A 16,236-nucleotide genomic window follows, 5' to 3' on the forward strand; every position below is an offset into this window, starting at 1 on the left:
GCTCAGCGCCAGCCCAGCCGGCTGCGGGCCGCCCAGTACTCCCCCGGCTCCTCGGGCTGCACCCAGGTCGCCGGCTGGTCGCCCGTCGGCACGTCCACGGTGCGCGCGGCGACGTTGCTCTCCAGTTGCGCCACCGTCACCGCGCCGGAGAGCACGACGTCGCACCACGGCTGGGCCAGCGCCGCCGCCAGCGCGAGGGCGTCCACCCCCACCCCGCGCTCGCGGGCCGCAGCGACCAGCGGGGAGTCCGGTGCGGTGCCCCGGTCGGTCAGCCGGCCGTTGGCCACGCCCTCCTTGACGACCACCCGGGCGCCGGCGGCCGACGCCTCGGCCAGCGCCGGCCCGGCCGAGGGCTCCAGCAGGTTCCAGGTCGACTGCACGCTGGTGAACAGCGGCGCGCCGTCGACGGTCAGCTCCAGCCCGCGCCGGACGGCGTCGGCCTGGGCGGCCCCGGAGGTGGAGAAGCCGAGCTCGACGCCGTCGGCGCGCAGCCGGGCCAGCCGGTGCTGCAGCGGCCGGTCGGTCCACAGCGGGCTGTCGGCGGTCAGCGAGTGCACCTGGTAGAGCCGCAGCCACGGGCCGAGCAGTTCCGTCGTCTCGGCCAGCTGGCGCTCGAAGGCGGCTGTCGTGTGCTCCTTCACCTCGTGCACCGTGGCGTCCGGGCGCCAGTCGGCGGTGTAGCGGTAGCCCCACTTGCTCGCCACGAACGGGACGGCCTCGGCGGTGCGCAGCCAGGAGGCGAGGAACTCCTCGGCGCGGCCGTAGGACCTGGCGGTGTCCACGTACTCGACGCCCAGGGCGGTCGCGGCGGAGAGCAGCTCGTGGGTGCGCGCCTCGAGGACGGCGGGGGAGCGGTCGGCGGGCAGGTCGGCGTCCCGGCCGAGGGTGAGGTACGCCGGCCGGCCGACGGCGGCGAGGCCGAGACCCAGCTGGGCGGGGGACGAGGGGTGAGGGGGCACGGGCCCATCCCAGCACCGGACGGCGCCGCGGGCACCTGCCGCCCATCCTGGGTGCGTGGACGACGTCGACCGGGTGCTCGAGCAGACCATCGGCGCCCTGTTGGACCAGCGCCGTCCCGGTGCCTCGATCTGCCCGTCGGAGGCGGCCCGGGCCGTCGACCCCGAGGGGTGGCGGGACCTGATGCCGGCCGCGCGCGCAGCGGCCGGGCGGCTGGCCGGGGCGGGCGCGGCCCAGGTCACCCAGTCCGGCGAGGTGGTCGACGTCGGCACCGCGCGCGGGCCGGTGCGGGTCCGCCGGCCCCGCTGAAACCGCTGTCCCCGCCGGCCGGACGTGGCTAGCGTGCGATCTCCACCGGCGTACGGGAAGAGGGCAGCGTGGCGGTCGACGGACAGGCGTACCGATCGGAGCTCCGGCTCGAGTTCGACCCACCGTTGCCCGCGGCGCCCCGGCCGGAGCTCGCCGACGTCGGCAAGCTGGTCCGCCGGGGGGTGCGCGCGGTGGTCGGGGCCGCCCGCGCCGAGGACCGGACGACGCTGGCCGGCCTGCTGCTGGCACACCTCGGCCAGGCGGGCGCGGAGCTCGACGTCGTCGAGGAGGCGTGGCCGAGCTACGAGCACGTCAACGTCCAGGCCGGGCTGGACACCTGGCTGGCCGGCGCGGGGCGCACCTGGCAGCTGGTCGGCGTCGTCGGCTTCCAGCACCGGCCGTTCGGCCTGGGGGAGCTGCTGTCGGCGGCGCCGGAGACCCAGGAGCCGTACGGGCCCCGGCCGGGGAACGCGTCCCGGGTCAACCGGGCGGCCGGCCCGGACGGGGAGTCCCGGCCGTGCGTGCGGTGCGGCGTCTACCTGGTGACCGAGGGGTCGGCCCGCACCGCGGTGCTGGTGCGCGGCCCGGAGCCGGAGTCGGGGCTGCCGAACACCACGGTGCAGGTGGTCAGCACCGACCCGGAGCTGGCCGCGCGAGCGGCGACGGAGATCCGCGCCGCCGCGATGGCGCAGAACGTGTTCCGCGGCCAGGTGCTGTCGTTCGGCTCCGAGGTGTTCGGCCACGGACAGACCCTGTTGCAGTTCCACCGCCGGCCGACCCTCGCCGCCGACCAGCTGGTGCTCGCCGCGGACACGCTGGCCGAGGTGCAGCGCCAGGTGGTCGAGGTGGCGCGGCACAAGGAGCAGCTGCTGGCCGCCGGGCAGCACCTCAAGCGCGGCGTGCTGCTGTACGGGCCGCCCGGCGTCGGCAAGACCCACACGGTGCGGTACCTGACCAGCACCCTGGTCGGGACGACGGTCCTGCAGCTCACCGGCAACGCCCTGCACCTGATCGCCGAAGCATGCTCGGTCGCCCGGGCGCTGGCGCCGGCGATGCTGGTCATCGAGGACGTCGACTTGATCGCCGAGGACCGCGGCATGCACCCCGGCCAGCACCCGCTGCTGTTCCAGCTGCTCAACGAGATGGACGGGCTGGCCGAGGACGCCGACGTCGTCTTCGTGCTGACCACCAACCGGGCCGACCTGCTCGAACCGGCGCTGGCGGCCCGGCCGGGGCGGGTGGACCAGGCGGTGGAGCTCCGGCTGCCCGACGCCGAGGCCCGCCGGGCGCTGTTCGACCTCTACCGGGGCGGGCTGGAGGTCGACACCAGCGGGCTGGACGACGTCCTGGCCCGGACCGAGGGGGTGACGGCGTCGTTCCTCAAGGAGCTGCTGCGCCGGGCGGCGTTGCTGGCGGCCCAGCGGACTGCGACCGGGCCGCTGAGCGTGTCCGCCGCCGACCTCTCCGGTGCGCTGGGCGAGCTGCTCGACACCCGCAACGCGATGACCCGCACCCTGCTCGGCAGCGCGCCGGGCTGAGGCGCGCCGATCAGGCGCCGCGGCGCCGGGACCGGCGCACCAGCAGGCCCGCCAGCACGGTCAGGGCTGCGCCTGCGGCGGCCACCATGCCGACCCAGGGCAGCGGTGCGGACGGCAGCTCGGTGCCGGCCGAGCCGGGGAGCGGGTCTGCCGGCGCCGTCGCCGCACCCAGGGCCCGGACCTCGGAGAGCAGGTCCGGGGTGACCGGTGCAGTGCCATCGCACAAGCCGGCGGTGTACGGGCCGTCCCCTTGCTCGCCGGGGCTGTCGGCGAAGACCAGGAACGGTCCGTCACCGGAGAGCTCGAGGCCGCAGCTGGCGCCGGAGGCGGCCGAGACGACGCCCTGCCGAGCGTGTGCCGTCCCCTTGAACACGGCCTCCACGGCGAACACGTGCAGGGCGGGGTCGGTGCTACTCGCCCCGCCGCGCACCTCGCGGGAGACCAGCTGTCCGGCGAAGACGGCGTCGGCCCGCTCGAACTGCTCGGGGACGGCCAGTCCCGCACAGCTGCAGGCCGACGCGGGGGTCGCCAGGACCCAGCTGGTCAGCACCAGTGCCAGAGTGGCCAGGAGTGCCGGGATCACCGGCGTCGTCCGGGACATGGCCGGGAGCATGCTCCCGCAGGATCTCGGTCAGGTCTCGCCGACGGGCCGGGCGGGCCGGCTCAGCGGTGCCGCACCCGGTCGGCCTCCCAGGGCGGCTCGGTCGATCCAGAGCTGGTGGGCCTGGCCGGCGACCTCGACGACCTCCCGGCTCACTGTGTGCTCAGTCCAGGTCGGCGACCGGCAGGGACCCGGCGGCGCGTTCCAGCAGCGGGGTCATCCGGTGGTCGACGAACCGGCGCAGCGCCAGGTTCGTGTCCGTGCGCTGGACGCCCGGGATGGCGAGCACCTGCTCGGTGATCCGCCACAGGTCGTCGGCGTCGACCGCGACCACCTGGACCAGCAGGTCGGCGACCCCGGAGAGACCGATGACCTCCAGCACCTCCGGGATCGCGGCCAGCGCCTCGCCGACGTCGGCCAGGCTGCGCTGGACCACCTGCACGGTGACGTAGGCGCCCAGCCGGTAGCCCAGCGCCTCGGGTCGCACCCGCCGTTCGAAGGGGTCCAGGGCGCCGCTGGACTCCAGCCGGCCGAGCCGCGCCTGCACGGTGTTGCGGGCCAGCCCGAGCTGCTGGGAGAGCGCGAGGACGGTGGCTCGCGGGTCCTCGGACAGGGCGAGCAGGAGCCGTGCGTCGGTGGCGTCCAGGGCTGGCACGTTGCTCAGTCTGACAGGCGAGGGTGGGCACGCAGTGGACTTTCTGCGCAACGGCGTCGGAGGTGGTTGCGCAGATCGGTCGGTGAGTGATCTTCTCCACACGCGGCCCGGCGTGCCACCATGTGTGAGTGGCGCCACATCCTCGGCGCCGCATGGACGTCCAGCGACGGGCGCTCCGGTGACCCCGGGCTCCGCCAGACGGCGAGGAGAGTGGCGTGACCGCGTTGCAGCAGAAGACCACCGAAGTGGTCGACCCCGTACCGGGCGCCGGCGCGCCACACCTGCCGGATCAGCCGGACCTGGTCCAGCTGCTCACCCCCGAGGGCGAGCGGGTCGAGCACCCCGACTACCGCCTGGACATCTCGGACGACGAGCTGCGCGGCCTGTACCGCGACCTCGCCCTCGTCCGCCGGTGGGACGCCGAGGCGACCGCCCTGCAGCGCCAGGGCGAGCTCGGCATCTGGGCCTCGCTGCTCGGCCAGGAGGCGGCCCAGGTGGGCGCCGGCCGCGCCCTCGTCGACGGCGACATGGCCTTCCCCACCTACCGGGAGCACGGCGTCGCCTGGACCCGGGGCGTCGACCCGCTGCACGTGATGAGCCTGTTCCGCGGGGTCGACCAGGGCGGCTGGGACCCGGTCGCCCGCAGCTTCAACCTCTACACCGTGGTCATCGGCGCGCAGACCCTGCACGCCACTGGCTACGCCATGGGCCTGCAGCGCGACGGGGCGGAGAACGCGGCGCTGGCCTTCCTCGGCGACGGCGCGACCAGCCAGGGCGAGGTCAACGAGGCGATGATCTGGGCGGCCACCTTCGCCGCACCGGTCGTCTTCTTCTGCCAGAACAACCAGTACGCGATCAGCGTGCCGATCGAGCGCCAGTCCCGGGTACCGCTCTACCAGCGCGCCGCCGGGTTCGGCTTCCCCGGCGTGCGGGTCGACGGCAACGACGTCCTGGCCGTGCTGGCCGTGACCCGGGCGGCGCTGGCCGCGGCCCGCGAGGGCTCCGGCCCCACCTTCATCGAGGCGTTCACCTACCGGATGGGCGCGCACACCACCTCCGACGACCCGACCCGCTACCGGCTGGCCGGTGAGCTGGAGGAGTGGAAGCTGCGCGACCCGATCGCCCGGCTCAAGGCGCACCTGTCCCGCACCGGCATCGCCGGCCCCGAGTTCTTCGCCGCCGTCGACGTCGAGGGCGACGAGCTCGCCGCCCGGATCCGGAAGGGCACGCTGGAGATGCCCGACCCGGCCGGGACGGAGATGTTCGACCACGTCTTCGCCGAGCAGACCCCGGAGCTGGCCCAGCAGCGCGCGGAGTTCGTCGAGTACCACGCCTCCTTCGAGGGGAACTGACGTGCAGACGCTCACGATCGGCAAGGCGCTCAACCTGGGCCTGCGCAAGGCCATGGAGGACGACGGCAAGGTCGTGCTCATGGGCGAGGACATCGGCAAGCTGGGCGGGGTCTTCCGGATCACCGACGGCCTGCAGAAGGACTTCGGCGAGGCCCGCGTCGTCGACACGCCGCTGGCCGAGGCGGGCATCCTCGGCACCGCGGTCGGCCTGGCCATGCGCGGCTACCGGCCGGTGTGCGAGATCCAGTTCGACGGGTTCGTCTTCCCCGCCTACAACCAGATCGTCACCCAGGTCGCCAAGATCCACGCCCGCTCCCGGGGCAAGCTGCCGATGCCGATCGTCATCCGGATCCCCTTCGGGGGCGGCATCGGCGCGGTCGAGCACCACAGCGAGAGCCCCGAGGCCTACTTCGCGCACACCGCCGGCCTGAAGGTGGTCGCGGTGAGCACCCCGGCCGATGCGTACTGGGGCATCCAGCAGGCGATCGCCGCGCCGGACCCGGTCGTCTTCTTCGAGCCCAAGCGGCGGTACTGGGAGAAGGGCGAGGTCGACACCGACGGCACCCCCGACCCGCTGTTCGGCTCCCGGGTGGTCCGCGGCGGGGACGACGTCACGGTGCTCGCCTACGGGCCGATGGTGAAGACGGCGCTGCAGGCCGCCGACGCCGCCGCCGAGGAGGGCCGCTCGCTGGAGGTCGTCGACCTGCGCACCCTCTCCCCGCTGGACCTCGACCCGGTCTACGAGTCGGTCCGCCGCACCGGCCGCTGCGTGGTCGTGCACGAGGCGCCGGTGACCCTCGGCCTGGGCGCGGAGATCGCCGCCCGGGTGACCGAGCACTGCTTCCACTCGCTGGAGGCGCCGGTGCTGCGCGTGGGCGGGTACGACACCCCGTACCCGCCGTCGAAGATGGAAGAGGACTACCTCCCCGACCTCGACCGCGTGCTCGACGCCGTCGACCGAGCGATGGGCTTCTGATGGCCGAGCTGCGCCAGTTCAAGCTCCCCGACGTCGGGGAGGGGCTGACCGAGGGGGAGATCCTGTCCTGGCTGGTCGCCGTGGGCGACACGGTCACCGTCAACCAGCCGCTGTGCGAGGTCGAGACGGCGAAGGCCGCCGTCGAGCTGCCCAGCCCGTTCGCCGGCACGGTGACCGAGCTGCTGTTCGACGCCGGGACGACGGTCGACGTCGGCGCGCCGATCATCACGATCGACGTCGGTGGCGGTGCAGCTGCGGCCCCGACCGCGGACGCACCGGCAGCCGAGGGCACCGGGTCCGGGCTGATCGGGGAGACCAACGCCAACGGCCGGACGGCGGTGCTGGTCGGCTACGGCCCGCGCAGCACCGAGGCCAAGCGCCGTCCCCGCCGGGGGCAGCCGGTCGCGGCCGCGCAGGTGACCGCGCCGCAGGTCCTCCCCGAGGCCGACTACGGCTCGGGAGGCGACCGGCCGCCGCTGCTGGCCACCGCCCCGGACGCGACGGTCAAGCCGGTCCGGCACGGTGGGCTGGAGGCCGCTCGCGCGGCCGAAGCGGCGGCGGCTCGCCGGCCCGCCGACCCCGCGGTGTCGGCGTCGTCCGCGACCGCCGGCCGCGGTGCCCTGCGCCCGCTGGCCAAGCCGCCGGTGCGCAAGTACGCCAAGGAACTCGGCATCGACCTGACCACGGTCCGGGGCACCGGCGAGGGCGGGGTGATCACCCGCGCCGACGTCGACGCCGCGCTGGCCCCGCCGGCCGAGCCCCAGGTCGCCGCGGCCGGGGACACCCGGATCCCGATCAAGGGGGTGCGGAAGCACACCGCCGCGGCCATGGTGGCCAGCGCGTTCACCGCGCCGCACGTCACCGAGTTCCTCACCGTCGACGTCACCCGCACGATGAAGCTGCGCGAGCGGCTGGCCGCCCGGCCGGAGCTGGCCGGGGTGAAGGTCAGCCCGCTGCTGTTCGTGGCCAAGGCGCTGCTGCTGGCGGCGAAGCGGCACCCGATGGTCAACAGCTCCTGGGACGAGGCGGCCCAGGAGATCGTCGTCCACGGCGCCGTGAACCTGGGCATCGCCGCGGCCACCCCGCGCGGCCTGATCGTGCCGAACATCAAGGACGCCGGCCGGCTGTCGCTGGCCGAGCTGGCCGGCGCGCTCAGCGAGCTCACCGAGACCGCGCGGGCCGGGAGGACCCAGCCCGCGGAGATGACCGGCGGCACGATCACGATCACCAACGTCGGCGTCTTCGGCGTCGACACCGGCACGCCGATCCTCAACCCCGGCGAGTCGGCGATTTTGGCCTTCGGGGCCGTCCGGCAGATGCCCTGGGTGCACAAGGGCAAGGTCGTGCCGCGGCAGGTCACCCAGCTGGCCCTCTCCTTCGACCACCGCATCGTCGACGGGGAGCTGGGCTCCCGCTTCCTGGCCGACGTGGGGGCGCTGGTGCACGATCCCGGCACCGCGCTCACGTTCTGACCGTGCGCACCCAGCTCAGGCCGCTGCTGTCCTTCGCCGCCGGCTCCCGGGTCCCCGAGGGGTTCGGCTACCTCGGGGACGACGGGGAGGTGCGCGCCGACATGCCGGTGGAGACGTGGATCAGTGCCCGGATGGCGCACGTCTTCGGCCTCGGCGCGCTCCTCGGCGAGCCGGGTGCCGAGGAGCTCGCTGCCCACGGCGTGGCCGCGCTGCGCGAGGGCCCGCTGCACGACGCCGAGCACGGCGGCTGGCGGTCGGCGGTGGGCGCCGGTGCCGACGACGACAGCAAGGCCGCGTACGTGCACGCCTTCGTGATGCTGGCCGGGTCGACCGCCACCGTGGCCGGCGTCGCGGGTGGCCGGGACCTGCTGGAGGAGGCGCTGGGGGTCTGGGAGCAGCGCTTCTGGGACGAGGACGAGGGCCTGGCCGCCGAGTCGTTCGACCGCACCTGGGCCACCAGCGAGCCCTATCGCGGCGCCAACGCCAACATGCACGGGGTCGAGGCCACCCTCGCGGCGGCCGACGCCCTGGCGCCCACCGACCCCGGCACGGCGGCCCGGTTGCGCACCCACGCCCTGCGGGCGACCGAGCGGATCGTGCACCGGTGGGCCCGGGAGCGGGACTGGCGGCTGCCCGAGCACTTCACCGCGTCCTGGGAGCCGCTGCCGGAGTTCAACCGGGACCGTCCGGCCGACCCGTTCCGCCCGTACGGGGTCACCGTCGGGCACCAGTTCGAGTGGGCCCGGCTGTGCCTGCACCTGGCCGCGGCGCTGGGCGAGCACGCCCCCGGCTGGCTGCACGCCGACGCCGACGGGCTGTTCCTGGCCGCCGCCGAGCGGGGCTGGGCGGCCGACGGGCACGAAGGCTTCCCGTACACCCTCGACTGGGCGGACCGGCCGGTGGTCGGCGCCCGGATGCACTGGGTGCTCACCGAGGCGGTCGCCGCCGCGGCCGTGCGCCACGCCGTGCACGGCGACCCGCGCACGTCGTCGCTGCAGCACCGCTGGGAGGAGCTGGGCGACCGGCTGTTCCTGGACCCGGCCGTGGGCAGCTGGCACCACGAGCTCACCCCCGAGGGCGCGGTCGGCAGCGGCACCTGGGCGGGCAAGCCGGATGCCTACCACCTGGCGCAGATGCTGCTGCTGCCCGGGCGACCGGTGCGCGGCAGCGTGGCCGCCGCCGTCCTCGCCTCGCGCTGACCGATCGCCCGGCGTCGAGATCGGGCTGATGGCTGCCTGGGCGGGCGCGAGGCAGCCGTCAGCCCGTGGTGATCACCGGTCGGGGAGTGTCGGGTCACTCCGGGTGTATCCGTCGTGCACCACCGGGTAGTGAGTGCTGGACGGACGAGATCCCTGAGCAGAGGAGGCTCCCATGGCGAACGTGGAGAAGTCGATCGACGTGGACGTGCCCATCCGGCAGGCCTACGACCAGTGGACGCAGTTCGAGTCGTTCCCGAAGTTCATGAACGGGGTCGAGCGGATCACCCAGCTCGACGACCGGCACACCCACTGGGTCACCAAGATCGGTGGGGTCGAGCGGGAGTTCGACGCCGAGATCACCGAGCAGCACCCCGACGAGCGGGTGGCCTGGAAGAGCACCGACGGCGAGGCCAAGCACGCCGGCGTCGTCACCTTCCACAAGATCAGCGACAACACCACGCGGGTGATGGTCCAGCTGGACTGGGAGCCGCAGGGCGTGGTGGAGAAGGTCGGTGCCGCGGTCGGCGTCGACGACCGGCAGATCAGCGCCGACGTGAAGCGGTTCAAGGAGTTCATCGAGAGCCGGGGTACCGAGACCGGTGCCTGGCGCGGGGACGTGCCGCGCGAGGGCTGAGCTCGCCAGCGACCTGACGACGGCGCCCGCCTCCTCACCTCGAGGAGGCGGGCGCCGTCGCGTGTGCGGCCGGATCCGATGTGCAGTGCACGACCGGATGGGGCATGGGTTGGATCATGACCACAACGACCCCGCTGCGCGCGCTCGCGCTGACCTGCAGCCTCAAGCCCTCGCCCGCCCCCTCCAGCACCGACCTGATGGCCCGCCAGGTGCTCGACGCCCTGGCCGGTCATGGCATCGAGGGGGAGCTCCTCCGTGTGGTCGACCACGACGTCAAGCCCGGCGTCGAGGTCGACATGGGCGACGGCGACGCCTGGCCGTCGATCCGGGAGAAGATCCTGGCCGCCGACGTCCTCCTGCTGGCCACCCCGACCTGGGTCGGGCACATGAGCAGCGTGGCCCAGCGGGTGGTCGAGCGGCTGGACGCCGAGATCTCCGAGACCGACGACCAGGGGCGTCCGCTGGTGTTCGGCAAGGTCGGCATCGTCGCCGTCGTGGGCAACGAGGACGGCGCGCACAAGATCAGCGCCGACCTGTTCCAGGCGCTGGACGACGTCGGCTTCAGCATCCCGGCCCAGGGCGCCACGTACTGGAACGGCGAGGCGATGCACGGCACCGACTACCAGGACCTCGACGAGACGCCGGAGGCGGTCGCCACGACGACGGCCACCGTGGCCCGCAACGCCGCGCACCTGGCCCGGCTGCTGAAGGCCTCGCCCTTCCCGCCGGCCTCCTGAGCCCTGCCCGCCGGCCTGCTGGGCGGCGAGACCCGAGACGACGACAGCGCCCGTCCCCCCACCGGGGACGGGCGCTGTCGTCGTGCGGGTGCGGCCCCTCTGCAGGGCCCCGCCGCGAGCTCGCGAGCGGTCGTGGCAGAGGGGTCCGTCAGTCGGCGTCGAGGTCGCTGGCGACCATGCCGGCGATCCGGTCGAGCACCGCCTCGTCGTCGCTGTCGACGACGACCTCGGTGCCCTGCTTGGCGCCGAGCGTCATGATCATCAGCGGCGACCCGGCGTCGACCGGGTTCCCGCCGGGGGTCGCCAGCGTCACCGGCACCCCCGACTTGGAGACGGCCTCGGCGATCAGGGCCGCCGGGCGGGCGTGCAGTCCGACGGCGGAGCCGACGGTCACGGTCTTGGAGGGCATCGGTGCCTGCTTTCTGGTCGGCGTGCTGGAGGTCAGTGTGCCGGTCCGGCGACGGCCGGGCGCGCCGGGGAGGTGCCCGCGCCGGAGTCCCCGTCGAGGTCAGCGGTGAGGTCGCTGGCCCGCGGCTCTCCCCGCTTGGTCCCGCCGACGCTCTTGGCGAGGGTGACGGCGACGCCGCCCACGGCCGCGCCGACGAGGACGGCGAGGAAGAACAACGCCCAGTTGCTCATCGCGAACCAGACGAAGAACCCGCCGTGCGGAGCCTGCAGCTCCAGGCCGAGTCCGGCGACGATCGCCCCGGTGGTCGCACCGCCGAGCATCATCGACGGGATCACCCGCAGCGGGTCGACCGCGGCGAACGGGATGGCGCCCTCGGAGATGAACGAGGCGCCGAGCAGCCAGGCCGCCTTGCCGTTGTCCCGCTCGGCCGGGGTGTACAGCTTCGGCCGGAGGACGGTGCTGGACAGCGCCATCGCCAGCGGCGGCACCATCCCGGCCGCCATGACGGTGGCCATGATGACCAGCTGCTGCTGGCCGCCCTCACCCGCGATGGCCGCGGTCAGCCCGGTGGTGGCGAAGACGTAGGCCGCCTTGTTCACCGGGCCACCCAGGTCGAAGCACATCATCAGGCCGAGGATGATCCCGAGCACGATGCTGGCGGCGCCGGTCAGCCCGTTGAGGAAGTCGCCGAGCCCCTCGAGCGCGGCGGCCAGCGGCTGCCCCAGCACGACGACCATGAGCCCGCTGGAGATGAACGTGGCGAGCAACGGGATGATCACGACCGGCTGCAGGCCGCGCGCGAAGGCCGGCAGCTTCCAGCGGCTGATCCACAGCGCCGCGAAGCCGGCGATGATGCCGCCCACCAGGCCGCCGAGGAAGCCGGCACCGACGGTGAGCGAGACCGCACCCACGACGAAGCCGGGCACGATGCCGGGCCGGTCGGCGATCGCGTAGGCGATGTACCCGGCCAGGGCGGGGACGAGGAACCCGAAGGCGGCCTGCCCGAGCACGGTGCACAGCGCGCCGAGGTAGCCCCAGAACCCGTCGTTGAGGCCCTCGAGCGGTTCGGCGGTCGGCAGGTTGAGGAAGTTGTTGTTCAGCGCCCAGTTCAGCGCGTAGCTCTGCACGCCGTCACCGGCCGGGTCGACGTTGACGATCTGGTAGCCGCCGAAGAGGAAGCCCAGCGCGATCAGCAGACCGCCCGCGGCGACGAACGGGATCATGTAGCTGACACCGGTGAGCAGCCAGCGGCGGATCTCCGCGCCGGTGCTGGGTCGGTCGCTGTTGCCGGTGGCGGCCGCTGCCCCGGACTCGGCGGTGCCCGGCACCCGGCGGGCGTTCGGGTCGTCGGCGGCGGCGAGGGCCTCGCGGATCATCACCTCGGGCTCGTTCATCGCCCGCTTCGTCCCGGACTGCACCAGCGGCTTGCCGGCGAAGCGATCGCGGTCCCTGACCCCGACGTCCACGGCGAAGATGACGGCGGCGGCCTGGCTGATCACCGACGGGTCCAGCGGGGTCGAGCCCGAGGAGCCCTGGGTCTCCACGTGCAGCTCGACGCCCATCTCCTTCGCCGCGGCGGTGAGCTTGTCGGCGGCCATGTAGGTGTGCGCGATGCCGGTGGGGCAGGCGCTGACCGCGACGATGCTGCGCGAGCCAGCCGGGGAGGGCTCTGCTGCCGTAGTGGGCGCCGCAGCCGGTGCGGGCGCCGACGCCGGTGCGGGCGCCGCCGCGGCGGCCGTGGTGGCGCCGCCGGTGGTCTGCGGGGCCGGTGCCTCGGGCGGGGAGACGACGTCCTGCACGAGGGCGACGACCTCCTCCGCGCTGCCGGCCGCGCGCAGCGAGGCCACGAACTCCGGGCGGACGAGCGCCCGGGCCAGCGCGGTGAGCAGCGTCAGGTGGTCGGCGTCGCCGTGCTCGGGTGCCGCGATGAGGAAGGCGAGGTCGGCCGGGCCGTCGGGGGCGCCGAAGTCGACCTTCGGGTCCAGCCGGGCGAAGGCGAGCGACGCCTGGGTCACCGCGGCGGAGCGGCAGTGCGGGATGGCGATGCCGCCGGGCAGCCCGGTGGCGGCCTTCGCCTCGCGGGCCATCGCATCGGCGTGCAGGTCGTCGGCGCCGGTGGCCCGGCCACTGGCCGCGACCAGGCCGGCCAGCTGCCGGACGACGGATCCCTTGTCGTGACCGAGGTCGGCGTCGAGCGCCACCAGCTCGGTCGTGATGAGTTCGGACATGGTGCGTCTCCCGGGTGTTCTCAGCGGGCGCCGGCGGCCGGGGCGGCCTCGGCGGGAGTCGGGTGGCCGGGCAGTCCGGCGGTGACGGTGACCCCGGTGGGGTCCACCTGCGCGGGCGTCGGCACGGCGGAGCCGGGCAGCGCGGCGCTGGCGGCGCCGTAGGCGACCGCCGACCGCAGCCGGTCGGCCGGTGCGGCGCCGGCGAGGTCGGCCAGCACGTAGCCGGCGAGGCTGCAGTCGCCGGCGCCGACCGTGCTGCGGACGGTGACCCGCGGCGGGCGGGCCGACCAGAGCTCCCCGTCCGCGGTGGAGAGCAGCGCCCCATCGGCGCCGAGGGTCAGCAGCACCTCGGCCACGCCCTGCCGGTGCAGGGCAGCGACCGCGGCCAGCGCGGCCTCGGGGTCGCTGGTCACTGCCTCCTCGGGCAGGCCCGCCAGCTGGGCCAGCTCCTCGGTGTTGGGCTTGAGCAGGTCGGGGACCGAGTCCGGTCCGGCGGCCAGCAGGGCCAGCAGCGGTTCCTCGGAGGTGTCGACGGCGATCCGGGCACCCGTGCCGCGGAGCGCGCGGACCAGGGTGGCGTACCAGTCGCGGGGCGCCCCCGGGGGCAGCGAGCCCGACAGCACGACCCAGCTGGCGGTGCGGGCGTGGTCGAGCAGGGCACGCTGCAGCGCCTCGAGCGCCGCCTCGTCCAGCCGGGCGCCGGGCTCGTTGAGCTTGGTGGTCGTCCCGTCGGGCTCGGTGAGGGTGTAGTTCGTGCGCACCGGGCTGTCGATGGGCACGCTCGCCAGGGTCAGGCCGAGCTCCCGCAGGGCCCGCACGATCGGGTCGTCGTCGGCCGCCGGGAGCACCGAGACGACCTCCACCCCCGCGGCGGCCACGGCGCGGGAGACGTTGACGCCCTTGCCGCCGGGCTCGGTGTGGCTGGAGCCCAGCCGGGTCACCGCCCCGCGGTCCAGCGGGCCGGGCAGGTCCAGCGTCCGGTCCAGGCTCGGGTTGGCGGTCAGCGTGACCACCCGCCCAGCCGGTGTGGAGTCCGTCCTCATGCGACGAGCACCTCGATCCCCTGTGACTCGAGCTCGGCGACGACGGCCGGGTCGGCCTCGTCATCGGTGACCAGGACGTCGACGTCCTCGATGGCCGCGAAACGCACCAGGTGCTCGCGGCCGAGCTTGCTGCTGTCGCCGAGCACCACGACCCGCTGCCCGGCGCGCGCCATCGCGCGCTTGACGGTGGCCTCGGCCTCGTCGGGGGTGGAGAAGCCGTACCCCGCGCTGATCCCGTTGGTGCCCAGGAAGACGATGTCGGCCCGCAGGTCGGTGAGCGCCGCAACGGTGGACTCCCCGACCGCGGACTGGGTGATCCCGCGGACCCGCCCGCCGAGCACGTGCAGGGTGATGCCCGGGGAGCCGGAGAGCCGGGCGGCGATCGGCACGGAGTTGGTGGCGGCGACCAGCGGGCGGTCGCCGGGGAGCAGCTCGGCCAGGGCCGCCGTCGAGCTGCCGCCGTCCAGGATGAGGCTGCCGTTGGCGGGCGGCAGGAGGGCCAGCGCCGCGGTGGCGATCCGACGCTTGGCCTCGGTACGGGTGCCGCGTCGCACCCCGAGCGCGGGCTCCACTGCGGTCAGCGTCCCGATCGGCACGGCGCCGCCGTGCACCCGGCGCAGCATCCCGGCGCGTTCGAGGAGGGCGAGGTCGCGGCGGACCGTCTCCGTGGTCACGCCGAAGTGCTCGGCGACCGCGGTCACCGCGACCCGGCCGCGCTGGGTGACCAGCCCGGCGATCGCCTGCTGTCGTTCCTCCGCGTACATGCTCACCCCCGGGTCCGTGCCCCGTCGCCACGAGCGGTTGATGTCCGATCGTGTGGCTATGGCGTTGCTTTCATGTTGTTCTACGTGGGATCAGTTGACAAGTCAAGGCTCTGCGGTGACTCTGGTCACCGGATGCACCATTGTCGTTGCGTCGCCCCCAGCCATCTACGACGGAGCTCACCGGCGGGACGCACCCGCCCGGTCCGAGCAGACAGTGAGGTCCCGATGTCCACCACGCCGACCGGAACCCGGATCGCTCCGGACGCCCTGACCGGGGCGTCGGTCTTCACCGGGACGCCGGTGGTCCCCGGCGTGGCCGCCGGCCCGGTGGTGCGTCCGGTCGGGTCCGTCGAGCTGCCGCCCGCCGAGGGCCCGGTCGTCCCGGAGCAGCAGCGCGCAGCCGAGAAGGAACGGTTCACCACGGCGGCCGACGCGGTGGCTGCGCGGCTGGCCGCCCGGGCGGCGGCAGCGACCGGGGTGAGCGCCGAGGTGCTCAACACCACCGCTCAGCTGGCCCGCGACCGGGGGCTGCTGTCGGCCGTGGAGCAGCGCATCGGCGACGGCTCGTCCGCCGAGGCCGCCACGGTAGGCGCCGCAGCGCAGTTCGTCGACCTGTTCGTCAGCCTGGGTGGCGTGATGGCCGAGCGGGCCACCGACGTCCGCGACGTCCGGGACCGGATCGTCGCCGAGCTGACCGGTCAGGGGGAGCCGGGGGTGCCCGCGCCCGAGACGCCGTCGGTGCTGCTGGCCGACGACCTCGCCCCGGCCGACACCGCCGGCCTGGACCCCGCCCGGATCATCGCGCTGGCCACCCGGCTGGGCGGGGCCACCAGCCACACCGCGATCATCGCCCGCCAGCTCGGCCTGCCCTGCGTGGTGGGCGTCGGCGGGCTCTCCGACGTCCCCGAGGGTTCGTTCGTGCTGGTCGACGGCGAGCAGGGCACCGTCACCGTCGACCCGGACCCGGACGAGGCCCGCACCCGGGTCGCCGCCGCCCAGGAGGCCGCTGCGGCGCTCGCGGGGTACCGCGGCCCGGGCACGACCCGCGACGGGCACCTCGTCCAGGTGCTGGCCAACGTGCAGGACGGCGCCGGGGCGCGGGCCGCGGCGGCGGCCCACGCCGAGGGGGTCGGCCTGCTCCGCACCGAGCTCGCCTTCTTCGGCCGCACCGAGGAGCCGACGGTCGAGGAGCAGGCGGAGATCTACGCGGGCGTCTTCGCGGCCTTCCCCGGCGGCAAGGTGGTCCTCCGCACGCTGGACGCCGGCTCGGACAAGCCGCTGCCGTTCGCCACCCCGCCGGACGAGGCCAACCCGGCCCTCGGTGTCCGCGGGCTGCGCACCGCCCGCCGCGACCCCGGCCTG

Annotated in this window: 16 protein-coding genes; 9 read left to right on the forward strand and 7 right to left on the reverse strand. The window is 74.7% G+C overall.

Translation table 11 applies throughout. The annotated features are described in order from the left end of the window. Window positions 1-2: 2 nt before the first annotated feature. Window positions 3-959 (reverse strand): aldo/keto reductase, encoded by a 957-nt coding sequence (locus O2W16_RS06435; protein ID WP_269157981.1) that lies wholly within the window; start codon window positions 957-959, stop codon window positions 3-5. 55 nt (window positions 960-1,014) lie between these two features. On the opposite strand from O2W16_RS06435, the gene O2W16_RS06440 reads away from it, so the two are divergent. Both O2W16_RS06440 and O2W16_RS06445 read left to right on the forward strand, forming a co-directional pair. Continuing rightward, window positions 1,015-1,266: a DUF3253 domain-containing protein gene (locus O2W16_RS06440; RefSeq protein ID WP_269157982.1), complete on the forward strand. Its 252-nt coding sequence runs from the start codon at window positions 1,015-1,017 to the stop codon at window positions 1,264-1,266. A 68-nt stretch (window positions 1,267-1,334) separates the two neighbouring features. Continuing rightward, window positions 1,335-2,804, forward strand: a complete 1,470-nt coding sequence (locus O2W16_RS06445; RefSeq protein WP_269157983.1) for an AAA family ATPase — start codon at window positions 1,335-1,337, stop codon at window positions 2,802-2,804. Between the two features lie 10 nt (window positions 2,805-2,814). Here the strand turns inward: O2W16_RS06445 and O2W16_RS06450 are convergent, their stop codons facing one another. Both O2W16_RS06450 and O2W16_RS06455 read right to left on the reverse strand, forming a co-directional pair. Then, a complete protein-coding gene (locus tag O2W16_RS06450) occupies window positions 2,815-3,405 on the reverse strand; it encodes a hypothetical protein (protein WP_269157984.1) in 591 nt (196 codons plus the stop codon). A gap of 163 nt (window positions 3,406-3,568) precedes the next feature. Further along, entirely contained in the window at window positions 3,569-4,060 is a 492-nt protein-coding gene (locus O2W16_RS06455; protein WP_269157985.1) for an Lrp/AsnC family transcriptional regulator, read from the reverse strand. 215 nt (window positions 4,061-4,275) lie between these two features. Here O2W16_RS06455 and pdhA point away from each other — a divergent pair, with 215 nt between their 5' ends. From pdhA to O2W16_RS06485, 6 genes are all read left to right on the forward strand, one after another. Beyond that, window positions 4,276-5,412 carry a pyruvate dehydrogenase (acetyl-transferring) E1 component subunit alpha gene (gene pdhA / locus O2W16_RS06460; RefSeq protein ID WP_269157986.1) on the forward strand — a complete coding sequence of 379 codons (1,137 nt, stop codon included), beginning with the start codon at window positions 4,276-4,278 and terminating at the stop codon, window positions 5,410-5,412. A 1-nt stretch (window position 5,413) separates the two neighbouring features. Beyond that, entirely contained in the window at window positions 5,414-6,388 is a 975-nt protein-coding gene (locus O2W16_RS06465; protein ID WP_269157987.1) for an alpha-ketoacid dehydrogenase subunit beta, read from the forward strand. Continuing rightward, window positions 6,388-7,860 carry a dihydrolipoamide acetyltransferase family protein gene (locus O2W16_RS06470; RefSeq protein ID WP_269157988.1) on the forward strand — a complete coding sequence of 491 codons (1,473 nt, stop codon included), beginning with the start codon at window positions 6,388-6,390 and terminating at the stop codon, window positions 7,858-7,860. The genes O2W16_RS06465 and O2W16_RS06470 overlap by 1 nt, the downstream gene beginning before the upstream one ends. Window positions 7,861-7,862: 2 nt before the next feature. Then, window positions 7,863-9,059, forward strand: a complete 1,197-nt coding sequence (locus tag O2W16_RS06475) for an AGE family epimerase/isomerase (protein ID WP_269157989.1) — start codon at window positions 7,863-7,865, stop codon at window positions 9,057-9,059. A gap of 172 nt (window positions 9,060-9,231) precedes the next feature. After that, window positions 9,232-9,693, forward strand: a complete 462-nt coding sequence (locus O2W16_RS06480) for an SRPBCC family protein (protein WP_269157990.1) — start codon at window positions 9,232-9,234, stop codon at window positions 9,691-9,693. A 116-nt stretch (window positions 9,694-9,809) separates the two neighbouring features. After that, on the forward strand, window positions 9,810-10,430 hold the full coding sequence (locus O2W16_RS06485; protein ID WP_269157991.1) for a flavodoxin family protein: 621 nt from the start codon (window positions 9,810-9,812) through the stop codon (window positions 10,428-10,430). 148 nt (window positions 10,431-10,578) lie between these two features. Here the strand turns inward: O2W16_RS06485 and O2W16_RS06490 are convergent, their stop codons facing one another. The 4 genes from O2W16_RS06490 to O2W16_RS06505 are packed head-to-tail and all read right to left on the reverse strand — an operon-like array spanning window position 10,579 to window position 14,874. After that, window positions 10,579-10,839: an HPr family phosphocarrier protein gene (locus O2W16_RS06490; protein ID WP_269157992.1), complete on the reverse strand. Its 261-nt coding sequence runs from the start codon at window positions 10,837-10,839 to the stop codon at window positions 10,579-10,581. 32 nt (window positions 10,840-10,871) lie between these two features. Continuing rightward, window positions 10,872-13,067, reverse strand: coding sequence for a PTS fructose transporter subunit IIABC (locus O2W16_RS06495; protein ID WP_269157993.1), 2,196 nt, complete (start codon window positions 13,065-13,067; stop codon window positions 10,872-10,874). Between the two features lie 20 nt (window positions 13,068-13,087). After that, window positions 13,088-14,110, reverse strand: coding sequence for a 1-phosphofructokinase family hexose kinase (locus O2W16_RS06500; protein ID WP_269157994.1), 1,023 nt, complete (start codon window positions 14,108-14,110; stop codon window positions 13,088-13,090). After that, window positions 14,107-14,874, reverse strand: a complete 768-nt coding sequence (locus tag O2W16_RS06505) for a DeoR/GlpR family DNA-binding transcription regulator (protein ID WP_269158121.1) — start codon at window positions 14,872-14,874, stop codon at window positions 14,107-14,109. The genes O2W16_RS06500 and O2W16_RS06505 overlap by 4 nt, the downstream gene beginning before the upstream one ends. A 225-nt stretch (window positions 14,875-15,099) precedes the next feature. On the opposite strand from O2W16_RS06505, the gene O2W16_RS06510 reads away from it, so the two are divergent. Next, the coding region (locus tag O2W16_RS06510; protein ID WP_269157995.1) for a putative PEP-binding protein at window positions 15,100-16,236 on the forward strand (1,137 nt) is incomplete at its 3' end.

The organism is Modestobacter sp. VKM Ac-2984, from assembly GCF_026967985.1.
Lineage (GTDB): Bacteria > Actinomycetota > Actinomycetes > Mycobacteriales > Geodermatophilaceae > Modestobacter.

Excerpts from the sequence above, each read along its gene's own strand:
- O2W16_RS06450 (WP_269157984.1), bottom strand. The coding sequence starts at position 3,405 with ATGTCCCGGACGACGCCGGTGATCCCGGCACTCCTGGCCACTCTGGCA.
- O2W16_RS06470 (WP_269157988.1), top strand. The coding sequence starts at position 6,388 with ATGGCCGAGCTGCGCCAGTTCAAGCTCCCCGACGTCGGGGAGGGGCTG.
- O2W16_RS06480 (WP_269157990.1), top strand. The coding sequence starts at position 9,232 with ATGGCGAACGTGGAGAAGTCGATCGACGTGGACGTGCCCATCCGGCAG.
- O2W16_RS06485 (WP_269157991.1), top strand. The coding sequence starts at position 9,810 with ATGACCACAACGACCCCGCTGCGCGCGCTCGCGCTGACCTGCAGCCTC.
- O2W16_RS06490 (WP_269157992.1), bottom strand. The coding sequence starts at position 10,839 with ATGCCCTCCAAGACCGTGACCGTCGGCTCCGCCGTCGGACTGCACGCC.
- O2W16_RS06495 (WP_269157993.1), bottom strand. The coding sequence starts at position 13,067 with ATGTCCGAACTCATCACGACCGAGCTGGTGGCGCTCGACGCCGACCTC.
- O2W16_RS06500 (WP_269157994.1), bottom strand. The coding sequence starts at position 14,110 with ATGAGGACGGACTCCACACCGGCTGGGCGGGTGGTCACGCTGACCGCC.
- O2W16_RS06505 (WP_269158121.1), bottom strand. The coding sequence starts at position 14,874 with ATGTACGCGGAGGAACGACAGCAGGCGATCGCCGGGCTGGTCACCCAG.